Origin of the sequence: Streptococcus sp. HMSC064H09 (assembly GCF_001812625.1) — a bacterium.
In the GTDB taxonomy this organism is placed as follows: Bacteria; Bacillota; Bacilli; order Lactobacillales; family Streptococcaceae; genus Streptococcus.
On the sequence record NZ_KV809580.1, the window covers coordinates 1 to 20,417 of the forward strand.

At 40.4% G+C, this 20,417-nt stretch carries 23 protein-coding genes; 3 read left to right on the forward strand and 20 right to left on the reverse strand.

What is annotated here, in order from left to right; all coding sequences use genetic code 11:
* Window positions 1–51: 51 nt before the first annotated feature.
* From HMPREF2867_RS05010 to HMPREF2867_RS05060, 11 genes are all read right to left on the reverse strand, one after another.
* Window positions 52–495 carry a DUF805 domain-containing protein gene (locus HMPREF2867_RS05010; protein ID WP_070576160.1) on the reverse strand — a complete coding sequence of 148 codons (444 nt, stop codon included), beginning with the start codon at window positions 493–495 and terminating at the stop codon, window positions 52–54.
* Window positions 496–510: 15 nt separating this feature from the next.
* Window positions 511–1,332, reverse strand: a complete 822-nt coding sequence (gene nadE / locus HMPREF2867_RS05015) for an ammonia-dependent NAD(+) synthetase (protein WP_070576163.1) — start codon at window positions 1,330–1,332, stop codon at window positions 511–513.
* A gap of 11 nt (window positions 1,333–1,343) precedes the next feature.
* Window positions 1,344–2,798 carry a nicotinate phosphoribosyltransferase gene (locus HMPREF2867_RS05020; RefSeq protein WP_070576165.1) on the reverse strand — a complete coding sequence of 485 codons (1,455 nt, stop codon included), beginning with the start codon at window positions 2,796–2,798 and terminating at the stop codon, window positions 1,344–1,346.
* 183 nt (window positions 2,799–2,981) lie between these two features.
* Window positions 2,982–4,283 carry an ABC transporter permease gene (locus HMPREF2867_RS05025; RefSeq protein ID WP_083306751.1) on the reverse strand — a complete coding sequence of 434 codons (1,302 nt, stop codon included), beginning with the start codon at window positions 4,281–4,283 and terminating at the stop codon, window positions 2,982–2,984.
* The gene (locus tag HMPREF2867_RS05030) at window positions 4,252–4,935 is read right to left on the reverse strand and encodes an ABC transporter ATP-binding protein (RefSeq protein WP_049545112.1); all 684 of its coding nucleotides are present in this window, start codon (window positions 4,933–4,935) and stop codon (window positions 4,252–4,254) included. Before HMPREF2867_RS05030 ends, HMPREF2867_RS05025 begins: the two co-directional genes overlap by 32 nt.
* Before the next feature lie 218 nt (window positions 4,936–5,153).
* On the reverse strand, window positions 5,154–5,864 hold the full coding sequence (locus HMPREF2867_RS05035; RefSeq protein WP_070576170.1) for a MerR family transcriptional regulator: 711 nt from the start codon (window positions 5,862–5,864) through the stop codon (window positions 5,154–5,156).
* Window positions 5,865–5,954: 90 nt separating this feature from the next.
* Window positions 5,955–6,380: a DUF3021 family protein gene (locus tag HMPREF2867_RS05040; protein ID WP_070576173.1), complete on the reverse strand. Its 426-nt coding sequence runs from the start codon at window positions 6,378–6,380 to the stop codon at window positions 5,955–5,957.
* 9 nt (window positions 6,381–6,389) lie between these two features.
* Window positions 6,390–6,845, reverse strand: a complete 456-nt coding sequence (locus tag HMPREF2867_RS05045) for a LytTR family DNA-binding domain-containing protein (RefSeq protein WP_002883621.1) — start codon at window positions 6,843–6,845, stop codon at window positions 6,390–6,392.
* Window positions 6,846–6,863: 18 nt separating this feature from the next.
* Window positions 6,864–7,706 carry an ABC transporter permease gene (locus tag HMPREF2867_RS05050; RefSeq protein WP_070576176.1) on the reverse strand — a complete coding sequence of 281 codons (843 nt, stop codon included), beginning with the start codon at window positions 7,704–7,706 and terminating at the stop codon, window positions 6,864–6,866.
* Window positions 7,706–8,572 carry an ABC transporter ATP-binding protein gene (locus HMPREF2867_RS05055; protein ID WP_070576179.1) on the reverse strand — a complete coding sequence of 289 codons (867 nt, stop codon included), beginning with the start codon at window positions 8,570–8,572 and terminating at the stop codon, window positions 7,706–7,708. Before HMPREF2867_RS05055 ends, HMPREF2867_RS05050 begins: the two co-directional genes overlap by 1 nt.
* Before the next feature lie 123 nt (window positions 8,573–8,695).
* The gene (locus HMPREF2867_RS05060; protein WP_051677006.1) at window positions 8,696–9,013 is read right to left on the reverse strand and encodes a winged helix-turn-helix transcriptional regulator; all 318 of its coding nucleotides are present in this window, start codon (window positions 9,011–9,013) and stop codon (window positions 8,696–8,698) included.
* An 87-nt stretch (window positions 9,014–9,100) separates the two neighbouring features.
* On the opposite strand from HMPREF2867_RS05060, the gene HMPREF2867_RS05065 reads away from it, so the two are divergent.
* Window positions 9,101–9,406, forward strand: coding sequence for a YciI family protein (locus HMPREF2867_RS05065; RefSeq protein WP_070576183.1), 306 nt, complete (start codon window positions 9,101–9,103; stop codon window positions 9,404–9,406).
* A 99-nt stretch (window positions 9,407–9,505) separates the two neighbouring features.
* Here HMPREF2867_RS05065 and HMPREF2867_RS05070 read toward each other — a convergent pair whose 3' ends face one another.
* The 4 genes from HMPREF2867_RS05070 to leuS all read right to left on the reverse strand — a co-directional run bounded on the left by HMPREF2867_RS05070 (window position 9,506) and on the right by leuS (window position 14,407).
* Window positions 9,506–9,919, reverse strand: a complete 414-nt coding sequence (locus HMPREF2867_RS05070; RefSeq protein WP_070576187.1) for a YjdF family protein — start codon at window positions 9,917–9,919, stop codon at window positions 9,506–9,508.
* Window positions 9,920–10,060: 141 nt separating this feature from the next.
* Window positions 10,061–11,293 (reverse strand): acyl-CoA thioesterase/BAAT N-terminal domain-containing protein, encoded by a 1,233-nt coding sequence (locus HMPREF2867_RS11345; RefSeq protein WP_070576190.1) that lies wholly within the window; start codon window positions 11,291–11,293, stop codon window positions 10,061–10,063.
* A 58-nt stretch (window positions 11,294–11,351) separates the two neighbouring features.
* Window positions 11,352–11,807 carry a MarR family transcriptional regulator gene (locus HMPREF2867_RS05080; protein WP_064525498.1) on the reverse strand — a complete coding sequence of 152 codons (456 nt, stop codon included), beginning with the start codon at window positions 11,805–11,807 and terminating at the stop codon, window positions 11,352–11,354.
* 98 nt (window positions 11,808–11,905) lie between these two features.
* Window positions 11,906–14,407: a leucine--tRNA ligase gene (gene leuS, locus HMPREF2867_RS05085; RefSeq protein WP_049553851.1), complete on the reverse strand. Its 2,502-nt coding sequence runs from the start codon at window positions 14,405–14,407 to the stop codon at window positions 11,906–11,908.
* Window positions 14,408–14,600: 193 nt separating this feature from the next.
* Here leuS and HMPREF2867_RS05090 point away from each other — a divergent pair, with 193 nt between their 5' ends.
* Together HMPREF2867_RS05090 and HMPREF2867_RS05095 are read left to right on the forward strand one after the other, a co-directional pair.
* Window positions 14,601–15,368, forward strand: coding sequence for a DeoR/GlpR family DNA-binding transcription regulator (locus HMPREF2867_RS05090; RefSeq protein ID WP_064525492.1), 768 nt, complete (start codon window positions 14,601–14,603; stop codon window positions 15,366–15,368).
* Window positions 15,361–16,170: a Cof-type HAD-IIB family hydrolase gene (locus tag HMPREF2867_RS05095; protein ID WP_064525488.1), complete on the forward strand. Its 810-nt coding sequence runs from the start codon at window positions 15,361–15,363 to the stop codon at window positions 16,168–16,170. Before HMPREF2867_RS05090 ends, HMPREF2867_RS05095 begins: the two co-directional genes overlap by 8 nt.
* Before the next feature lie 131 nt (window positions 16,171–16,301).
* On the opposite strand, the gene HMPREF2867_RS11765 is transcribed toward HMPREF2867_RS05095, so the two are convergent.
* The 5 genes from HMPREF2867_RS11765 to pbp2a all read right to left on the reverse strand — a co-directional run bounded on the left by HMPREF2867_RS11765 (window position 16,302) and on the right by pbp2a (window position 20,370).
* Window positions 16,302–16,790, reverse strand: coding sequence for a phosphatase PAP2 family protein (locus tag HMPREF2867_RS11765; protein ID WP_064525485.1), 489 nt, complete (start codon window positions 16,788–16,790; stop codon window positions 16,302–16,304).
* A gap of 126 nt (window positions 16,791–16,916) precedes the next feature.
* Window positions 16,917–17,456: a transcription termination/antitermination protein NusG gene (gene nusG, locus HMPREF2867_RS05105; RefSeq protein WP_002883644.1), complete on the reverse strand. Its 540-nt coding sequence runs from the start codon at window positions 17,454–17,456 to the stop codon at window positions 16,917–16,919.
* Between the two features lie 200 nt (window positions 17,457–17,656).
* On the reverse strand, window positions 17,657–17,833 hold the full coding sequence (gene secE, locus HMPREF2867_RS05110; protein WP_002883656.1) for a preprotein translocase subunit SecE: 177 nt from the start codon (window positions 17,831–17,833) through the stop codon (window positions 17,657–17,659).
* 8 nt (window positions 17,834–17,841) lie between these two features.
* A complete protein-coding gene (gene rpmG / locus HMPREF2867_RS10955) occupies window positions 17,842–17,994 on the reverse strand; it encodes a 50S ribosomal protein L33 (protein WP_002886472.1) in 153 nt (50 codons plus the stop codon).
* 48 nt (window positions 17,995–18,042) lie between these two features.
* On the reverse strand, window positions 18,043–20,370 hold the full coding sequence (gene pbp2a, locus HMPREF2867_RS05115) for a penicillin-binding protein PBP2A (protein ID WP_070576194.1): 2,328 nt from the start codon (window positions 20,368–20,370) through the stop codon (window positions 18,043–18,045).
* Between the last annotated feature and the right edge of the window lie 47 nt (window positions 20,371–20,417).

Below are 20,417 nucleotides of genomic sequence, written 5' to 3' on the forward strand. Positions count from 1 at the left end.
ATTAAATGTCTAACTTTTTGGGGTCAGTACAAACCTAGGGGTACGACAATCTTATTCAACTTTATCAACCAGTGTTTCTGGTGCTGGTTTCGTTGGTTGACAAGACATGATAAGGAGGACAATGCTTCCAATCAATGAGAAGATAGCCAAGACTGGTACAAGCCCTATATAACTTAGAAGTACCCAAGCCGGATGAAAGCCTGCATCTCTTAAACGACGGATTTGTAGAGACAATTGAGGGATAAGTTCAATTAAGCTAAAAAGTATTAGTGGCCAAGCATAGGTAATAATTATTTTTTGCAGTTCAGTCTGATTATTCAACAGAGCTGGATCACTAAGGTCAACATTACTGAAGAAAGGAATAAGAACACAAAAAACAGTAAGAATAGTAATAATAATGACATTAACCAAGTAAGCCCACCAGTAGTCTGGACGAGTCGAACGTCCGCTAAAGTCAAAGGCACGTTTCCAAAAGTCAATATAAGCTTTAATCATAATTCATTTCTCCTCTTATTTCCAAAACTCATCAAAAATAGTGATTGGCAAGTGACGTTTGTGTTGACCTTTACGCCACCAAGTCTCAATAGTTTCCTGGGCTTTGGCTGATACTTCCTTGCCTTCAAGGTAATCATCAATTTCACGGTAGGTCACACCAAGTGCCACTTCATCAGCGATTCCTGGTTTATCCTCTTCTAAGTCAGCTGTTGGCACTTTTTCATAGAGAGCCTTGTCTGCACCAAGTTCTGCAAGAAGGGCTGCACCTTGACGCTTGTTTAGACGAAAGAGTGGCAAAATATCCGCACCACCATCGCCAAATTTTGTGAAGAAGCCAGTAAGGTTTTCAGCGGCGTGGTCCGTACCAATGACTGCACCACTATTTTCACCAGCAACCGCGTATTGGGTAATCATACGTTGACGGGCCTTAATATTTCCCTTGTTAAAGTCAGAAACGGTTACGCCTGCCTTGGCAAGTTCCGCAACCTGACCATCAACAGCTTCTTTGATGTTAACCACAAGACTCACATCTGGCTTGATAAAAGCAAGAGCACGTTGGGCATCATCTTCATCTGCTTGGACACCGTATGGTAAACGAATGGCGATAAACTGATAGTCTTTTCCTGTCTCTGCACGGAGCTCTTCAACCGCAAGTTGTGCTAGACGGCCAGCTAAGGTAGAATCCTGACCTCCTGAGATTCCCAAAACATATGTTTTAAGGAATGGATGTTTGAGCATGTAGGCCTTCAAAAAATCAACGGATTTTCGAATCTCTTCTTTTGGATCAATGCTAGGTTTAACGCCTAGTTGAGCAATAATAGTTTCTTGCAAAGTCATAATGTCTCCTTTTACTCTGGCAAGTTATGGGCTTTCTTACGGACATTATCAATCAAGGTCATCTTGTTTTCCCAGACATCTTTAGCCAAGTCAACTGGATAATCTTGAGGGTTAAGCACGCGCTTGTACTCATTCCAAAGTTCATCCAATTCCTTAGTCGCATAAGCCTTGATTTCATCAAGACTAGGCAAGTCATAGATGAGTTGCCCCTTGTCGTAGATTGGGACCAAGAGTGGCACTGCATCAAAATCACGAACAGTCTTATTAATGTAGGTGTATGTTGGGTGGAACATATTAATTTCTTCTAGAGCATTAACATCCGTGTCTGCGAAAGTGATATAGTCACCTTCTGATTTGCCCTTAGCACGACTCGTAATACGCCAGACTTGCTTCTTACCTGGTGTCGAAACCTTCTCAGCATTGTTGGACAACTTGATAGTATCATGCATGACTCCTTGATCATCTTCCATTGAGACAATCTTGTAGACAGCACCCAAGGCTGGTTGATCATAGGCAGTGATAAGCTTAGTACCCACTCCCCAGACATCAATCTTGGCCTTTTGCATCTTCAAGTTGAGGATGGTATTTTCATCAAGGTCATTTGAAGCATAAATTTTGGCATCAGGGAAACCGGCAGCATCCAACTGCTTACGGACTTGCTTCGATAGATAAGCCAAATCACCTGAATCAAGACGGACACCCAAGAAATTGATCTTATCACCCAGCTCTTTAGCTACGCGAATGGCATTCGGAACTCCAATTTTGAGAGTGTCATAGGTATCTACAAGGAATACACAGTCCTTATGAGTTGATGCATAGGCTTTGAAGGCATCGTAATCATTGCCATAGGCTTGAACAAGAGCATGAGCATGAGTACCAGAAACTGGAATGCCGAAAATCTTACCGGCACGTACATTGGACGTTGCATCAGCACCACCAATCACGGCTGCACGCGTCCCCCAGATTGCTGCATCCATCTCTTGTGCACGACGTGTCCCAAACTCCAACAAAGGAGCATCTTCAATGACAGAGCGAATGCGAGCTGCCTTGGTAGCAATAAGAATCTGGTAATTGAGGATATTTAGTAAGGCAGTCTCTACTAACTGACACTGGGCCAAGGGACCTTCCACTTGGAAAATCGGTTCATTAGCAAATACCAAATCACCCTCAAGGGCCGAATTGATAGTCAACTCGAGTTTTAGGTTGGCTAGATAGTCTAGAAAATCCTCAGGATAGCCTAACTCTTTTAGATAAGCAATATCAGTTTCTGAGAAAGTCAGATTTTCAAGATAGTTGACAATACGTTCCAGACCTGCGAACACAGCAAAGCCATTTTTAAACGGAAGTTGACGGAAATAAACTTCGAAAACGGCCTTTTTATTGTGAATACCTTGGTTGAAGTAGACTTGCATCATATTGATTTGATACAAGTCAGTGTGCAAGGTTAAACTGTCATCTTTATACATGGAATTCCTCCAATCGAATAGGTACTTATTTTTTGTTACTAATAGCTTGTATATGTTGACTATTATAGCATTTTTGGGCAATTGTCTCCACTTTTCAGAAAGTTAATTATTGTTTGGATTTTCCGATTATTCTAATGGTTGTTTTGACAAAAAAGAGCAGCCTGGTGAGACTACTCTTCATTTCTATTCATATCTTAGGGACTCGACAGGGTCCATTTTACTGATTTTACGGGCTGGAAGGTAGGCTGATACATAGCCCATCAAGAGCGAGAAGCCAAACATGATGAGAATTGATGTCAGATTTAGATCAAATACCTTGCTGACACTTGGGTAGAGATGTGAAACAATCATGTTGGCCAAGCTTCCAATCCCCTGTGATACAAGGAGGGCAAGAGCCAGTGAGATACCCGTAATCCAGAGCGCCTCATAAACAAAGATAGCTTTCACGTCACGATTAAGGTAACCGACAGCCTTCATGACACCAATCTCTTTTGAGCGTTGCATGATATTAATATAGATGATAATTCCAATCATGACAGCTGAAACTAGGATAGCTTGTGACGAAAGGATAATCAAGAGTGCTTGGATAACACGGATGAATTTAATAATGACATTGAGGATGGCCTGCTGTGAAAGAACCAGGTACTTCTTGTTTTTCTGTAACTTTTTAGTGACTTCCTTAGTCTTGGCTGGATTCTTAAGCTCCAAAAGCATGTAAGAGACTGTTTTAGTGAAGCCATTTTCTTTGAGCAACTCTTCCAATTGTTTGGCTGGCATATAGCTATTGCTCTCTTCAGCATCCTCGCTGTCATCAACAATACGGACAATCTTAGTCTTGATATCCGCTACTTTAGTTCCCTCAGCAGTATTTTCAACAATCTGAGCTGAGATTTCTTTGCCGATAAAGTCTTTAGCCTTGAGCTTCTTCCCTGTTTCTTCATTGTAATGTTTGACAAAACTCATCGGAAGGGTTAAGCCCTTTTCATCTGCGGATTTAAAAGCCTTCCCGGCTGTAATCTTATCCTTACTATTGCGAGATGTAGAGATTTTTGTGTTCTTGTAGAGACTGATAACCTGAGAATAGTTAGGAAGGTCCTTGCTGAAATCCATGGTCTTACCATCAAGGGTAAGACTTGCCATGTTCATTCCAAAGGGGCTCTCCAAATATTTAATGTCATCACTCTTAATCTGACTACGAATAAACTTCTCATCATCCGCATTTAGAACCCCTCTGGCTGCTGATTTAGCACTAAGACTAATCTGAATTTGGGATGGAATGTTACCACCATCGGTACTGTCATTAATCATACCAACAATAGCATTCCCCAAACCAAAGGAAATTAAAACACCGATAAAACCAATGGAAGTTGCCGTCGCAATCAAAAGATTACGCCACTTACGTTCCATAAAGTTGTTCAATGACAATTTAAGTTTATTCTTGAGGGTCAACCCCTTATTTTTCGATTGTTTCAACGACTTCACCATCCTTCATTTTAATGACAACATCCGCATAATCCGCCACCTCAGGGTTATGGGTTACGATAATCACAGTTTTACCTGCCTCGGCTAGCTCTTTAAAAATTTCGAGAACATTTTCCTGAGACTGAGAATCAAGAGAACCAGTCGGTTCATCAGCCACAATCATTTCTGGATTATTAACTAGGGCACGGGCAATGGCCACACGTTGTTTTTGCCCACCAGAAAGCTGCTTAACATTTTTCTTGATAAATTCTCCGATTCCAAGACGGCTGAGCTCCTTTTCCGCAATCTCGATCATCTCTTTATCAGTCATATTTTTAACGTAAAGAGGCATCTTGACATTTTCAAGGACTGATTGATGAGGGATAAGATTGAAATTTTGAAAGACAAAGCCAATATGGGCCTTTCTAAAATAGGTCAGGTCACGCTCTGAAAAATCACGCATGTTCTGATTCTTGAAATACAGATTTCCCTGATACTGACTATCCAAGCCGCTAATAATACTGAGCAGACTGGTCTTACCACAGCCAGATGGACCGTAGATAGCAGTGATCTTTGCTGGTGCAATCTCAAGTGTAACATCGTTCAAAGCTCGCTCTTGGTTCGTACCGTCGAGATTATAGTACTTTGAGATGTGGTCAATGGTTAAAATGGACATGGTTTCCTCCATAAATTTGATTTAAATTAGAGTTTGGTTAAATTTCATCTGATTATCTGCATGAAAATTTCAAGCAAAATAGCAGAAACACTTAACTAATCGCCTTCTAAAACGATACATTAATTATAAACATTAAATGATTATAAAAATAGTGACATAAATGTCACTATGGCATAAGAAAAAGCCAAAGTCCCTAAGACTTTGGCTTTGGCTTTAGTTTATTGACAATAAATACGAATAGCTTTTGCGAGAAAGGCGGCAGTCCCTGATCCCCCGACTTTATCGATAAAACTAGAAAAGCGATTATCTGTTTGGTACATCTGACCTAGACCAGCTAATACCGTTTGGTCACATGGATAAAAATGCTGACTAATATAATCTTGTAACACCTTTACTTGCTCCTGAACACTATTGTCATTAGGATTAGACTCTTTGAGCTGTCCAAAGGTAGACATGATTGCAGCCATCTCTTTGGTAACTTCAGGGAAGGACTCCTCCCCCTTAGCCGCAAAAGCTTGATAAGCTTTTGTCTGACCCCATCTAGCCTGAGCTTCTTGCTGAAATGCTTCCATAGCTTTTTGATCAAATGCTTCAAATGACATTTCTTCTTCCTCCATTTGTAAGGCCTTAGCATGAGCTATGACGGCTTCTAAACGGGACTTTTTCAGCTCTAAAAGCTTGATTTGATCCTTAAGCGCTTGAACTTTGTCATAACCCGGTTGACCTACGATTTCCTTAATTTTTTTGAGAGGAAAGTCTAACTCACGGTAAAGCAATATTTCCTGCAAACGGACAACCGCATCGCGATTATAGTAACGGTAGCCATTCTCAGCCACAACTGACGGTTTCAGCAAATCAATTTCGTCATAATAATGAAGGGTGCGCACACTGACACCTGATAGTTGGCTCACTTCTTTTACAGATTTCAATAGAACTCCTCTCTGATTAAGAGTATAGGCTATGACGTGGCGTGAGGGTCAAGGGGCAAAAGAGTCTTTTTTTGAAGTTCGTATAATTTCTTACTTTTCTTTCTTTTTCTGGCTTCGACGATGTATTAAGGCTTGGTTAATACGTTGGGTTCTCATATGCATTTGCCAAATGAGATAAAGCCAGATAATAATATAAACGAAAATGAAGACAATCCATATGATAGGATTCAGCACAGCATCAATCCAACCCGCTATTAGACAAGTCCCTATCAGTACAATCGCCGTCAACAAGAAATGCAAGATTACTCTAATTCTGTAGGACATACGGTCAAGGTCTTCCAAAATCCACGAGAGCATCCCCATTAAGCCACTCATCATAAAGAGGGCTAAAATATTTCCCACACTAACTTTTGGATAGATAATCTGGGGAAATAATTGACCTAGTAAAAGGAGGGCAAGATAGAAGAACGATCCCGTTCTCACGCCGGATACAAAATAAGCAATAAAACGTTTCATAGGTTCCTCCTAGACCCCTAAATAATCCATCAAGGATTTGACATATTTTCGGCTGACACTAGACTTCACTCCACCTGTCATTTTGGCCATCATATTGCCAGAAAAACTATCCGATAGGGATTCCAAATGGTCTATATTCATAACAGCATGACGTGATATCTGTAAAAAACTTCGACGATTGATGCGATGCTGAAAGTTTGTCAGTGTCTCTTTCATCGTATAGGTTTTGTCTATTGTATAAATCGTTAACACATTCTTATCAATCTCAGCTAGGATAATGTCATCAATTTTTACCATAACCAAATGATCATCCGTTTTAATAGGAATCACCACTTGATTTACAACTGAAAATTGTTCGAGGTAATCCATTACCTCTCGTGCTTGATCAGATAATTGCTCTGCTTGAATGACCACACAGGGGTCCTTTGTCGAAATATCTGACTTTTCTTCAAAACGAAGTTTCATTCCTATTCCAACTCTCACTTATTTTTTCTTACTAGACTTTTTCACTAAAACAGCCCAAAGAATGCCTACTAGAAGAATACCTCCTAACACTATAAGGTAAGTATTTTCCTTTGTCAACAACTCTTGCCACTTGAGTTGAACACCCATTTTCTCTTGGAACTCTTGACGAAGATCATCTTGACCTTTAAAGGTCTCACTTAATGTTTCATTCATGAGGACTTGCCGATAAAGTGCAGCAATATAAGTTGCTGGGGTACATTTCATTAGTAGTTGAGCAAAATTAGGTAGAACGCCCAAAGGTACATAAGTCCCTACCAAAAAACCGGAAGCTGTACCCACTATGGTCGCAAACTTTCCAAGACTATCTACTGATTGGAAAAAGTGAACAAAAATGGCATTCACCAAGCTAGAAAGCAGACTACTAAGCAGCATAATGAGGAGTACTTCAGATAGTATGGATAGTTTGGGAACTTCTCTAAAATAGCCACACATCAGCACATACATAAGAACCTGCATAGATAAAGAAATGATGATTGCACTCGCTAGATATGAAGATGGTAACCGCCACTTCCCTTGATCCGATAAATAAAGATCCTGATCTACTTGATGTTCACGGTCCTTTACCAACTGAGTCAAGGCAGCCAGACTGGTCGTAATCCCTGTCACTGCAAGCGTTCCACTCATTAGCCAATTATTTAACAAAGAACCATTATTGGAGAGCTGAGCCCAAGCATCTGTTAGATTTTTTTGAAGAAAAATAATATAAAGAACAAAGGAAATCAAGGCTCCCAACAGGGAGAAGAAAACTCCTGAACGATTCCTAAAGTACAATAAAAAATTTCGCTTTAGTAAGGCTAGCATTAGCGGACCTCCCTTCCTGTAAGTGCAATAAAGGCATCATCCATGGTCCCTGGACGAAACTCAAAATGGGCTAGCTCATCTCTAACTTGCACCAGGTAATCAATGGCTTCCCTTTCACTCTCGGGTTGAAAAACATACTCCAATTGACTTTGTTGCTCTACTGACATTCCCGAAGATTTGAGACTTTCTATCTGCTGTATCTCCTTGAAGCGAATCTTCAAGATGTTTTTTGCATACTGACTCTTAATATCTAATGCCGATCCTTGAGCTATCACTTTCCCATGGTCTACAATATAAATTTGATCAGCTTCATCTGCTTCGTCAAGATAATGCGTAGTCAATACAACGGTCATTCCCTCTTCTCTCTGCAATTGATAGAGCAAATCCCAAATAGACTTCCGGGTTTGAATGTCTAAACCTGTCGTTGGCTCATCTAAGAACAGAAGATCTGGACCGTGCAGTAGAGCACGCGCAATGTCAACCCGACGCTTTTGGCCGCCTGAAAGCGTCCCATATTTCTGCTTTTGGAAAGCTGATAGGCCTAGTCGATCAATAAGATCAGACACACGATTTGGTTTTAGGCCTTTGTACTGTCTGGCACGAATGGTCAGATTTTCCCTAACCGTCAGCATCTCATCTAAAACACTGGTTTGGAAGACCACTCCAATTTTAGTACCGGGTTCATAGATAATTTCGCCTTGCGTTGACTGTTGTAAGCCAATCAACATGGAAATTGTCGTCGATTTGCCAGCCCCGTTCGGACCTAGAATCGCATTGAACGTCCCTCTTTTAAATTGTAAGTGAATATTATCAACAGCAAGGTAGTTTTCATACCGTTTGCTTATGTTTTTTGCTTGTAAAATCATGTTCTCTCTCCTTTTGATAGAACCAGTCTAGCAAAAAAGCCGCTTAAAAAACGGCTTTTGGGGATAAGTGGTTAAAATGCGAGTCTAAGTGGCGAGATGGAAGAGATAAAAATAAGGACAAATTTATTGCAGCCATTCTTTACCCCATTGATTCAAGTCCTTTAAAATCGGCATCAATGATTTCCCTTTTTCTGTCAGCTCATATTCTGTATGAAGTGGCATAGACTCATAATCATATTTTTCAACCAATTGCTTCTCTATTAAAACATCTAGTCCACGTGTCAAACTGATAGTTGTAATCCCTTCAACTTCTCTTCTCAATTGATTGAAACGAACTTTCTTATGCTTATTTATAACCCATAATATATTCATTCTCCATTTCCCACCAACCACATCTAATACCCGAGACATACTGCAATTCCATTTTTTATTTGTTAACATTTTTTCTCCTTACAAAAATGTGCCTACTATTCAATTTATTTGTAGAGTATTATAATCTATTTATCATTCATTTTAAAGGAGTCACTTATGTTTATTGTAAATCTTACCTATATTAAGCCCCTTGATACAGTTGAAAAATTCTTAGAAAAACACATAGATTTTTTTAATCAGTATTATACAAAAGGTCATTTTATAGCATCTGGAAGAAAAAATCCAAGAACCGTCGGTATCATCCTAACGGGAGCTAAAAACAAGGAAACAGTTCAAGAAATCATTATGCAGGATCCATTCTATCAAAATGAGATTGCCCAGTATGATATCATTGAATTTGAGGTAAGTAAGTATTGTCCGGAATTTGAAACTATCATCAGTAAATCTTTTGACGACAAGTAGGTTTATTAGGAATCTATATACAAAAGGAATTTTCAACACAAGTAAAAACAGCTCTTTTTATACGAAAAGAGCTGTTCTATTTTATGAAAGAGAAAGTCACTAGTGACCTTTGTGCTTCTCCCTTCGTTTTTGCTGTTTGCGTTCAAATTTCTCTTGTTTGAGCAATTGCTTTTGGATACTAGATTGATGTTTTGAAATCTTTTTCCTTTCCTCATACTGCAACTGCAATAGTTCTTTCGACTTGGAAGAAACTTTCTGATTTACTTGTTTCTTCACCATTCGCTGTAATCGTTTAGGATTCTTGATTTTTACATGTTGCTTAACTATAGCTTCTGGACTAAAAGATAATTGAGTAAACTGAGTCTGTAAGATCTCTAGAATTTCATCATCTTTTGGCTCCTGACCAAATGTCACACGACAAACTTGATAAGTTTCTAGATACACTTGTTCGAACAAACCACGCCAAAATCCATCTTCAAAATAAACTGTCAATCCAATTGAAATTGTTTCCACGACAGCACCTCCTTAAATCTATCCCTAAGAATGGACAACCAAGGAGGAAGGTTACTGATAGGCTTGCCTACGTCTGGACTACCAACCAGAACTGTGTTTTTATCTTAGTTGGGACTATTATAGCATATTTATAAGCTATTTTTATTGCTTCTTCAAATGTCTATCAAAAAAATGAATCGTAGCTAGCCAAGAATCCTTACTCTCTTTCATCAATAAATGCCAATCTTTTCGATAACGGTGATTTGGTTGATAAGCCACTGTCAACATGTGACCTGTTTCATGATATTTTTTAAATGTAATGTGGTGTCCTTTATAATGTGAGACAATATCATCAATTGCTGACGAGGCATCCCATATTTCATCAACAATACTTCCGAGCAATAAAATTGGCGAAGAGAGTCTACTAATATCTATCCTAGCAGACCAATCTTTAGGGAAGGATTTTTTTAAAAGTTTGCTGAACAGATAATCTCTAAGTTGAAACTTTTGATAGGTAAGTTCTTTTTGCAAATGCGTCCAAGAAGAAGTATGAGAGTTCCATTTCCCTCTTATCCCTTCATACACCACATCAGAGGGGGAATTTAGTACCAAACATTGAACGTCATTATAAATGCTCTCCTCAGCTAAAACTAACTCTGCTCCTTTAGACCGTCCATAGATTCCAATTCTTTCACTATCTACTTGAGGATGCTGACGTAGATAATCCTTTGCTTCCACAAGGCACTCTAAAGGAATACGTTCCAAATGTTTTGGTAACCCCTCTAAACCAAAGTAGGCAACTGCTAGGCAAATATAACCTCTAGAAGATAAAAGCTGAGCTATGTTCTGTGCCTTTTCAATCCGTCCTTCACTACCGCTCACAATAATCAATGCTGGTGTTTTTATTGCCTTTTTATCATAGAAGAGTCTCCCTTGAAAATGTTTCCCATAAATATCTTTATGACTAATTTGCGAACTCATGTAATGTCTTGTGAAAGTTCTCTCTGCAATGACAGTATTTCCTTGCATAATTTTGATTTCCACAAAAAACCGATCTAGTAAAGGAATTTTAGAAAGAGAGGTTGGGAGCTTCTTTTTCTTATTGGTCAAGGGCTTTGCATTAGAAAATAGTCCCATTGTTGAAATGCCTTCATAAGAGCCAGAACAAGATGGAGTTTGTGAAATATCAATAATACCATTCTTATCTGATACAAAAATCCCTGTTGATCTCCATAAACCATCATGAGCTAAAAGCATGGGAGCATTGATACAATAATAATCGGATAGAAACATTTCGACTCGATATGTTTCCCTTGGTTTTAAGCCATCGATGACAATACTAAAAGATTCGTCTGCTAACTCAGACTCTGAGATCAGTTCAATTTGTATAGTCATATCTTCCTCTTTTTTTGTTAACATAATTAACAATATGGTTTTAAAATTACCGTGACTGTTACCACGGTAACTCTTGCCATACCTGTTCAACATCATCCATCAGTTTCATAACCATTTGAAGGTCCTCTTCACTATAGTTTCTTAAAACTGAAAAAATGGTTTTTTCAATATATTCTTGCTGCTCTTTATGAATGTTAAAAACGTCAACCCCTTTTTTGGATAATATCAGATATTTATTTTTTTCATTATCTGGTGCAAATTCAAAAGAAACGAGGTCTTTCTTGATTAAACGTCTAACACTCTGAGTAATAGCACTCCTAGATACTTCAAGTAACTCAGATAATGTCACTAGATTCACAGGCTGATTGCGGCCTATTAGATCAATCAAATGGACTTCATTAATAGTGATTGATTTATCAATACTGTTCCGATGTTGATCCTTTTTCAACTGTTCAAAGGCTAAAACAAAACTGTTAAAACGATTATTAAACTTATGCAGTTCTTTCTTATTCATAGTGTCCCTCTTTTTGTTAATAACATTAACAAAACTACTATTTCTTGTCAAGCTGAACCTAAAAAATCCTCCAGAGCTAAGCTCCAAAGGATTTATTTTTATTTTACAACAATATTAACGAGTTTATTAGGTACCGCAATCACTTTCACGATTTCCTTGCCATCAATCTCTGCTTTGACTTTTTCATTAGCAAGAGCAACTTCTTGCAACTCTTCGCGTGAAAGGTCTTTCGCAACCATGAGTTTGGCACGGACTTTACCTTTGATTTGAACGACGATTTCGATTTCGTCTTCAACCAACTTGCTTTCATCCCATGTTGGCCAAGCTACATAAGAGATAGACTCACCTGTTTCTGCAACTGTTTGCCAGAGTTCTTCTGCCAAGTGAGGCGCAAATGGAGCGATCAATTGGATAAATCCTTTGGCGTAATCCACATAGAGTTTATCTTCCTTGTTAGCAGCATTAACAAAGACCATGAGTTGGGCAATAGCTGTGTTGAATTTCATAGACTCGATTTGCTCAGTGACAGATTTAACAGTTTCGTTATAAACCTTGTCTAGAGCGCCATTGTTTTCCGCAACAATCTCTTTACTTGTAATCAAACGGTAAACACGGTCTAGGAATTTACGGCTTCCTTCCAATCCTTCTTCAGACCAAGCGATTGAGGCATCAAGTGGTCCCATGAACATTTCATAGACACGAAGGGTATCAGCACCGTATTGTTCCACCACATCGTCTGGGTTGACAACGTTCTTGAGGGATTTAGACATCTTGGCTGGTGCTTGCTCCAATTCTTCTCCTGTTTCCACATGGAAGAAGGAACCGTCACGTTTTTCAACTTTATCAGTCGCCACGAGAGCACCACGGTGGTCACGGTAGCTAGTTCCCAAGATCATTCCTTGGTTGAAGAGTTTTTGGAATGGCTCTTTAGTCGGTACAACACCAAGGTCATAGAGGAATTTATGCCAGAAACGAGCGTAAAGCAAGTGGAGCACGGCGTGTTCTGCACCACCCACATAGATATCTACTGGCAACCATTGTTTGAGGAGATCCTCGTCAGCCAATTTCTCTGTGTTGTGTGGATCGATATAGCGGAGGTAGTACCAGCTTGAACCTGCCCATTGTGGCATAGTATTAGTCTCACGACGACCTTTGACACCATCCTCACGAGTCACTTCAAGCCAGTCTGTCAAGTTAGCCAATGGGCTTTCACCAGTACCTGAAGGGCGAATGTCCTTGGTTACTGGCAAGACAAGTGGGAGTTCACTTTCTGGAACAGCTGTTGAAGTACCATCTTCCCAATGAATAATTGGGATTGGTTCACCCCAGTAACGTTGACGGCTAAAGAGCCAGTCACGAAGACGGTAAGTGATTTTTTCTTGACCAAAGCCTTTTTCTTCCAACCAAGCCACGATTTTAGCAATCGCTTCCTCTTTGTTGAGACCGTTCAAGAAGTCAGAGTTGACGTGAAGGCCATCTTCTGTGTAAGCAGCCTCTTCAACGTTTCCACCTTCCAAGACTTCTACGATTGGAAGGTCAAACTGTTTTGCAAATTCCCAGTCACGCTCATCGTGGGCAGGTACGGCCATAACAGCACCTGTTCCGTAGCTGGCAAGAACATAGTCCGCAATCCAGATTGGGATTTCTTTCCCATTGACAGGGTTGACGGCATAAGCACCAGTCCAAACCCCTGTTTTTTCCTTGGCAAGGTCTGTACGAGCCAAGTCTGATTTAAGACTGGCTTGGTGTTTGTAGTCAGCTACAGCTTCTGCTTGTTCAGGTGTTGTGATGGCATCTACCAAGTCATGTTCAGGCGCCAAAACAGTGAAGGTCGCACCAAAAAGAGTATCTGGACGTGTCGTAAAGACTGTGAATTCCTTGTCAGTCCCCTTCACTTTGAAAGTGACATTAGCACCAGTTGATTTACCAATCCAGTTGCGTTGCATGTCCTTGATAGACTCTGGCCAGTCAAGGTCATCCAAGTCATTGAGCAAGCGCTCAGCATAGGCAGTGATTTTGAGCATCCATTGACGCATTGGTTTACGAACAACTGGGTAGCCACCACGCTCAGATGTTCCATCTGGAAGAACTTCTTCGTTGGCGATAGCTGTTCCCAATTCTTCAACCCAGTTTACTGGCACTTCAGCTTCATAAGCCAAACCTTTTTCGTAAAGCTTAGTGAAGATCCATTGCGTCCACTTGTAGTAGTTCGGATCTGTAGTATTGACTTCACGGTCCCAGTCGTAAGAGAAGCCAAGCGCATTGATTTGGCGTTTGAAGTTGGCAATGTTTTCTGCTGTGAATTCCGCTGGGTCATTTCCTGTATCCATAGCGTATTGCTCTGCAGGCAAGCCAAAGGCATCCCATCCCATTGGGTGAAGGACATTGTAACCTTGAGCACGTTTGAAACGGCTGAGGATATCAGTCGCTGTGTAGCCTTCTGGGTGTCCTACGTGAAGACCCGCTCCAGATGGGTAAGGGAACATGTCAAGCGCATAAAACTTAGGTTTTGAGGCATCTGTTCCTGTCTTAAAAGTGTGATTGTCAGCCCAGTATTTTTGCCACTTAGGCTCGATTTCTTTATGATTGTAAAAACTCATGGTTTCTCTCCAATATTCGTAATGCTTCTATTATAGCATTTTTGAAGGATTTTTAAAGATGATAAGGGAACTTTAAGAGGCAAATTCACCTTAATCTATTTTGCACTTTTTTTATTCTTTTTAAGTTTTTTTGCGCTTTTGTATTGTGAAAAAGCAAAAAGATGCTATACTAGTATCAGAAAGAAGGTGACTCATGTATCAGGAACAACGATTAGAGAAAATATTAACACTCTTGGAAGAGAGGGGAAACCTATCTGTCAAAGAAATGGTTGATGAATTAGAAGTTTCCAAAGACACTGTCAGAAGAGATTTCGACTGTCTCAGCCAGAGAAATCTGGCTCAACGTACCCATGGTGGCATTCTGCCAGTTAAAAATACCACTGTTCTAGGCTTCCAAGAACGTCAGAAAGGACTCACTGAAGACAAGAAAAAAATGGCAGACCTAGCGCTTAGCTTGGTCAAAGACCAATCTCTACTCTTTTTCGATGTCTCTACCTTGATGCTTGAAGTCTCACAAAAATTGACTAAGAAGGTCACTATCTACTCCCACTCTTTGGACAACGCCTTGGTCCTAAGTGGCAAAGAAGGCGTTGACTTCCATCTCTTGGGAGGAAGATTTTACAGTAAAAACCGCTTCTACTATTCGCTTCACGAAGCCCAGCTCTTGCAACATCTACAATTTGACTTAGCCTTCTTTGGAGCGGCTAGTCTCAATCAAGGAGTGGTCAGTTATGAGGACGAGGAGGATGTTGCTGTTAAGCAACTGGCCATGCAGGCTGCCCGAACCAAGATTCTTATTGCTGAATCAGACAAGTATGAAAAACATTCCAAATATATCTTGGGTAAGATTAAAGACTTTGACTACTGGATTACAGATAAAAAACCTGATCCTGATTTGATCGAAGCCCTTAAAGACAGAGTAACGATTTTATATGATGGAAAGGATAGCGACTATGAGTAAGATTCGTTTGATTATCAGTGACATTGATGGCACTATTCTCACTAGTAACCACCAGGTGGATGAACAACTGATTGAGGTAATGCCAGAGCTTGAAAAGGCAAATATTCCCTTTGTTTTAGCTTCTGCCCGTTCTCCACTAGGAATGCAACCAATCGCTCATAAACTGGGACTTCATGACAATCCCATCGCCTGCTACAACGGTGCCTTAGTACTTGAGGGTGACCGTACTATCATCCAACACCCTGTGGATAAAGCTGAAATTCAAGAACTTCTTGGCTACTTATCCACAGATTACCCAAGTGTCTCTGTGAATATCTACTCTGGCAAGGACTGGATTACCAACAAACTAGACAAATGGTCTCAGTTGGAAGGAAGCATCACGGGTGAATCTCCTATGATTAAGGAGCTGCAAGACACGGTCTCAGATTCAGAGCCTCCTATCCACAAGCTTTTGTTGATTGATGAGCCTGAAGTTATTCAGGACCTCCATCAAAAACTCCTAAGCATGGATTTTACACAGACAGCCTTCTACTTATCCAAAGATAACTATCTTGAAGTCACAGCCAAACATGTTTCTAAAGAACACGCTCTCATCGAGGTTGCCAAATATTACAACCTTCCTCTTGAACAAGTCATGACAATCGGAGATAACTTCAACGACAGTCCTATGTTGGCTCTAGCTGGCCTGGGAATTGCTATGGGCAATGCACCTGAAGGGGTCAAGGAAACAGCAAACTTAGTAACGACTTCAAATGATGAACATGGTGTGGCTCAAGCTATTACAGAACATGTCCTAAACTAAGCCAATATCTAATGGTGGGAACAGCCTTTAATTGCCAACTCGAATTTTAGAACAAAAGGAAAGGTGCTCCAGAGGTACCTTTCTTTTTTCAACGAAAAAAGCCCTCCTCTTTCAAAGAAGGACTAGATTTTCTATAGGTAAAGAAGAAGACCCACAAGGATTCCAATGACATAGCCTGCTAAAACATCACTAGGATAGTGAACACCACCTAGCACGCGCAAAAGAGCTAGAGCACCCGCCAGAAAAAGCATAGCCCCACCTAGCCAGGGGTTAAGCGTCAGCGCCAACATAGCAATAACAGTCGCTGAGAAAACATGCCGGCTGGGAAAGGACTTGCCTAGACTGTCCTTCTTAATAAGGGGTTGGATAGCCCAAGTCTGGTATGGACGCGGTCGATTATAGAGACTACGACCAAGAGAAAGAAGGAAAAAGCCTCCCCCCATAATAAGCACTGTCGTAGAGAGAATAAACCAGCCACCCCTTAGCCAAACCCAAATAAGAAATATAGGAAAAAGCAGGTAAAAAGTCCTAGTTATAATTTTGTTCAAGCCTTCTAAAACCTTAGCGTAAGGACGTAAAGGAGTACTAATCCTATCGTAAAATCGTTTATAATTCATCATCCGTTAGAAAAAAGGGAGTGACACAGAACTAAATTTCAAAAATCTAGCTTCTAGTCTCTCCCCTCAAGTTTAATGAGATAGTCTTCCGATGTTGAAGTCTCTTATCTCGACCTCTATTTGTCTATCTTAGAGTTCAGCGATTTGGTAAAGTTCAAGTTCAGCAGCTGTTTCTGAACCAAACATGTTAATCATGATTTTAACCTTGTTGTTTTCAATTTCTACAACACGGCCTTCTTGACCCATAAAGGCACCATCAATGATTTGAACCACATCACCAACCTTGATATTAGTATCAAAGACATCAACAGTTTGACCCATTGAAATCAAGATTTGACGGATTTCTTCTTCCAAAAGTGGTGTTGGTTTAGAACGGTTACCGTGAGAACCAACGAAACCAGTAACGTTCGGAGTATTACGGACAACGAACCATGCTTCGTCTGTCATTACCATCTCAACAAGAACGTAACCAGGGAAGCGGTTTTCTTCCACTTCTTTAACTTTACCGTTTTTCTCAACATTGACAGTTTGAGTTGGGATTTCAACACGCAAGATATTTTCAAGCATGTTATAAGTTTGGGCACGTTGCAAAAGGTTTTCTTTAACTTTGTTTTCGTATCCTGAATACGTTTGAAGGACGAACCAGCCCTTGTCGAATGAATCTAGCATTTTAGGATTCCTTTCTTTTTTCTAAATGACATTTAAACACCTTTGGCTAGCTATCTTCTAGATGCGAGTGTTAAATGTAAATGAATGCCTATGGTTTAATTCAAAGCGTAATAAAAAAGCCTGATGGCCCTTGTTCTCGCTTTTATCTGCATTTATTATAACAAAAAAGAGCAGGTATTCCCACTCTTTTTGTGTTTTCTTTAGAAAAAGTTAATCAGTGCTGACATAGCGCGACTCAACAATTCATCAAACGCATAGATGATGACAGTGAAGAACGCAGTATACTCAAGAACTGAAATAAAATCATGCCAGCGTTGTTTACGGTCTGGCCAAGTCGTGTCTTTCAAGACTTTGAAAATACTTCCAGTTTGTCTCACGGTGTCTCCTATCTTGTTTCCTTATGCAAGGTGTATTTTTTACAATGTTTACAAAATTTGTTAACTTCTAGTCGTGTTGGTTTGGGAGTGCTACTCACATTAATTGAGTAGTTTCGGCTCCCGCATTCAGCACACGCTAGGCTTGCTTTTTTCTGTGCCATAACGCCTCCGTTCTTTTTATCTTACCACTTTTAGGTGCAATTGACAAGCTATCTAAACAGACCTGAGAAGGAGTCTGTAATCTTATCCCATAGGCTACTTGCCTGATCTTTAACGTCATTCACAACATCTGATGCCTTATCTGTCCATGACTTGTTACTACTATTACGTGAGTCATTTGGATCTGCCGTATAGTCTAGGGTTTGACCATCAGCTGCATAGGCATTTTCAACAGTAAACTCAGTACCTGGTGTATTTGGTAAAACATCCGCAGCGATATAGCTGAAGATCGTCGAAGCTGTTCCCGAGCTTGCTCCTGTTAGGTAGTGACTTTCGTCAGTCTTATCAAAACCAATCCAGGTCGTCATGACCACATCAGGAGTATAACCAATCACCCACTGGTCACTAGTCAAATCCTTGTTGAATTCAGCCTGAACAGTACCTGTCTTACCTGCCATTGTGTAACCCGTGTAGTTGGCATTCACAGCGGAACCATTTGAGAAGGTACCAAGCATCATGCTGTTCATCTGGTTAGCTACTGACTGGCTGACAACACGTTTAGACTTCTTACTATGGGTAGCAATAATGTCTCCACTGGCATTTTCAATTTTAGTGATGAAATAAGCTGTATTCATCTCACCACCATTAGCAAAGGTCGCATAAGCCTGAGCCATTTGAAGAGGACTGGCTGTCACACCACCACCAAGTGAAATTCCAAGTTCTTCCGGAACATTGTCAAAGTTAAGACCAAATTTTTGACCGTAACTAATCCCCTTTTGAATACCGATTTGATTAAAGAGGTAAACTGCTGGGATATTGTAGGAGTTAGCCAAAGCTTGATACATAGGCACATCCTCTGTCTCAACACCACCGTAGTTGGTTGGAGTATAGCCGTTATAGTCGATTGGTTTATTAGGAAGGTCCTTATTGATGCTCCATCCTGAAGCCAAGGCCGGAGCATAGACCACTAAAGGTTTGATGGTCGATCCAGGACTACGCTTTCCTTGAGTCGCATAGTTAAAGTTACGGAAGGTTGTATCACTAGTACCACCTACACGACCTACTAGACCACGGACCGCTCCAGTTGTTGGATCAAGTGCCACACTAGCTGACTGAGCTGTACTACCATCACTTTCTGACGTTGGGAAGAGATAGGTATTTTCATAGGTCTGTTGCATATTAGCTTGTGAGTTGGCATCCATCTCTGTGTAGATTTTGTAGCCATTTTTTACGATTTCATACTCACTCAAACCATAAGTTTTCGTAGCTTCTTCAATGACGGCATCAAAGTAAGACGGATACTTGTAGTCATCGCCAGTCCCTTGATAGGTATCATCCAGACGACTAGCCATATCAACTCCAGCCGCACTGTCGGCATCTGCCTGACTCAACTTCTTGTCATCAACCATGTTGGCGAGGACAGTGTTTCGACGGTTAGTCGCATTTTGGATATTATCGATTGGGTTATAAATTTCAGGTCCCTTAAGCATACCCGCGAGGGTCGCTGCTTCATCAACAGTTAGATTGGCAGCACTTGTCCCGAAGTATTTTTGACTGGCGTCTTCAACACCCCAAACCCCATTTCCGAAATAGGCATTATTGAGGTACATAGTAAGGATTTCTTGCTTGCTGTATTTCTTGGTTAATTCCAAAGAGAGGAAGAATTCCTTGGCCTTACGAGTAACAGTCTGTTCTTGAGTCAAGAAGGCATTTTTAGCCAACTGTTGGGTAATGGTTGAACCACCACCAAAGCGCCCCATGGACACAATAGCCAGGAGGAATCGCTTGACGTTAACCCCGCTATTTTTATAGAAGGTACGGTCCTCAGTTGCTATGACAGCATTCTCCAAGCTATCACTAATAGCATCTAGTTCCACATAGGTCCCTTTTTGCCCTGACAAAGAACCAGCTTGATTGCCTTCTTTGTCATAGATAACCGTAGTTGCTTTCAAGGCATCTTGAAGATCTGAAACATTGGTCGTCTTGGCAATATAGAAAAGGTAGGAACCTACTGTCAAAACCAGCACAGCTAGCATGATAAAGAGAATTTTCCCAATATGATAGCGACGCCAGAAACGGCGAATAGGATTTCTTGGCGAAAGCGTAAACTTGCTCAAGAACGCCTGAACCTTACCTAAGGGTTTGGTGGTATCAATAGGTTTCTTTTGCTTAGAACGTTGATAACGTGAGGTCTCTTTACTTTCCTGAGACATATCCAAGTCTTCAACGGCTTGTTCAACCTCATCAGGTTTCTTAGCGAACAATCCCTTTATCTTATCTTGTAAATCCTTCGATTTTCCAGCAGGCTGGGATTCCTTACCCTTTCCGCTAGTTTCTTCTTTAAAAAGTTTGTTTTTTAGATTATCAAAAAATGTCATAACCTTATTATACCAAGTTTTTACAGGTTCTGTCCTCTTTTAAACGT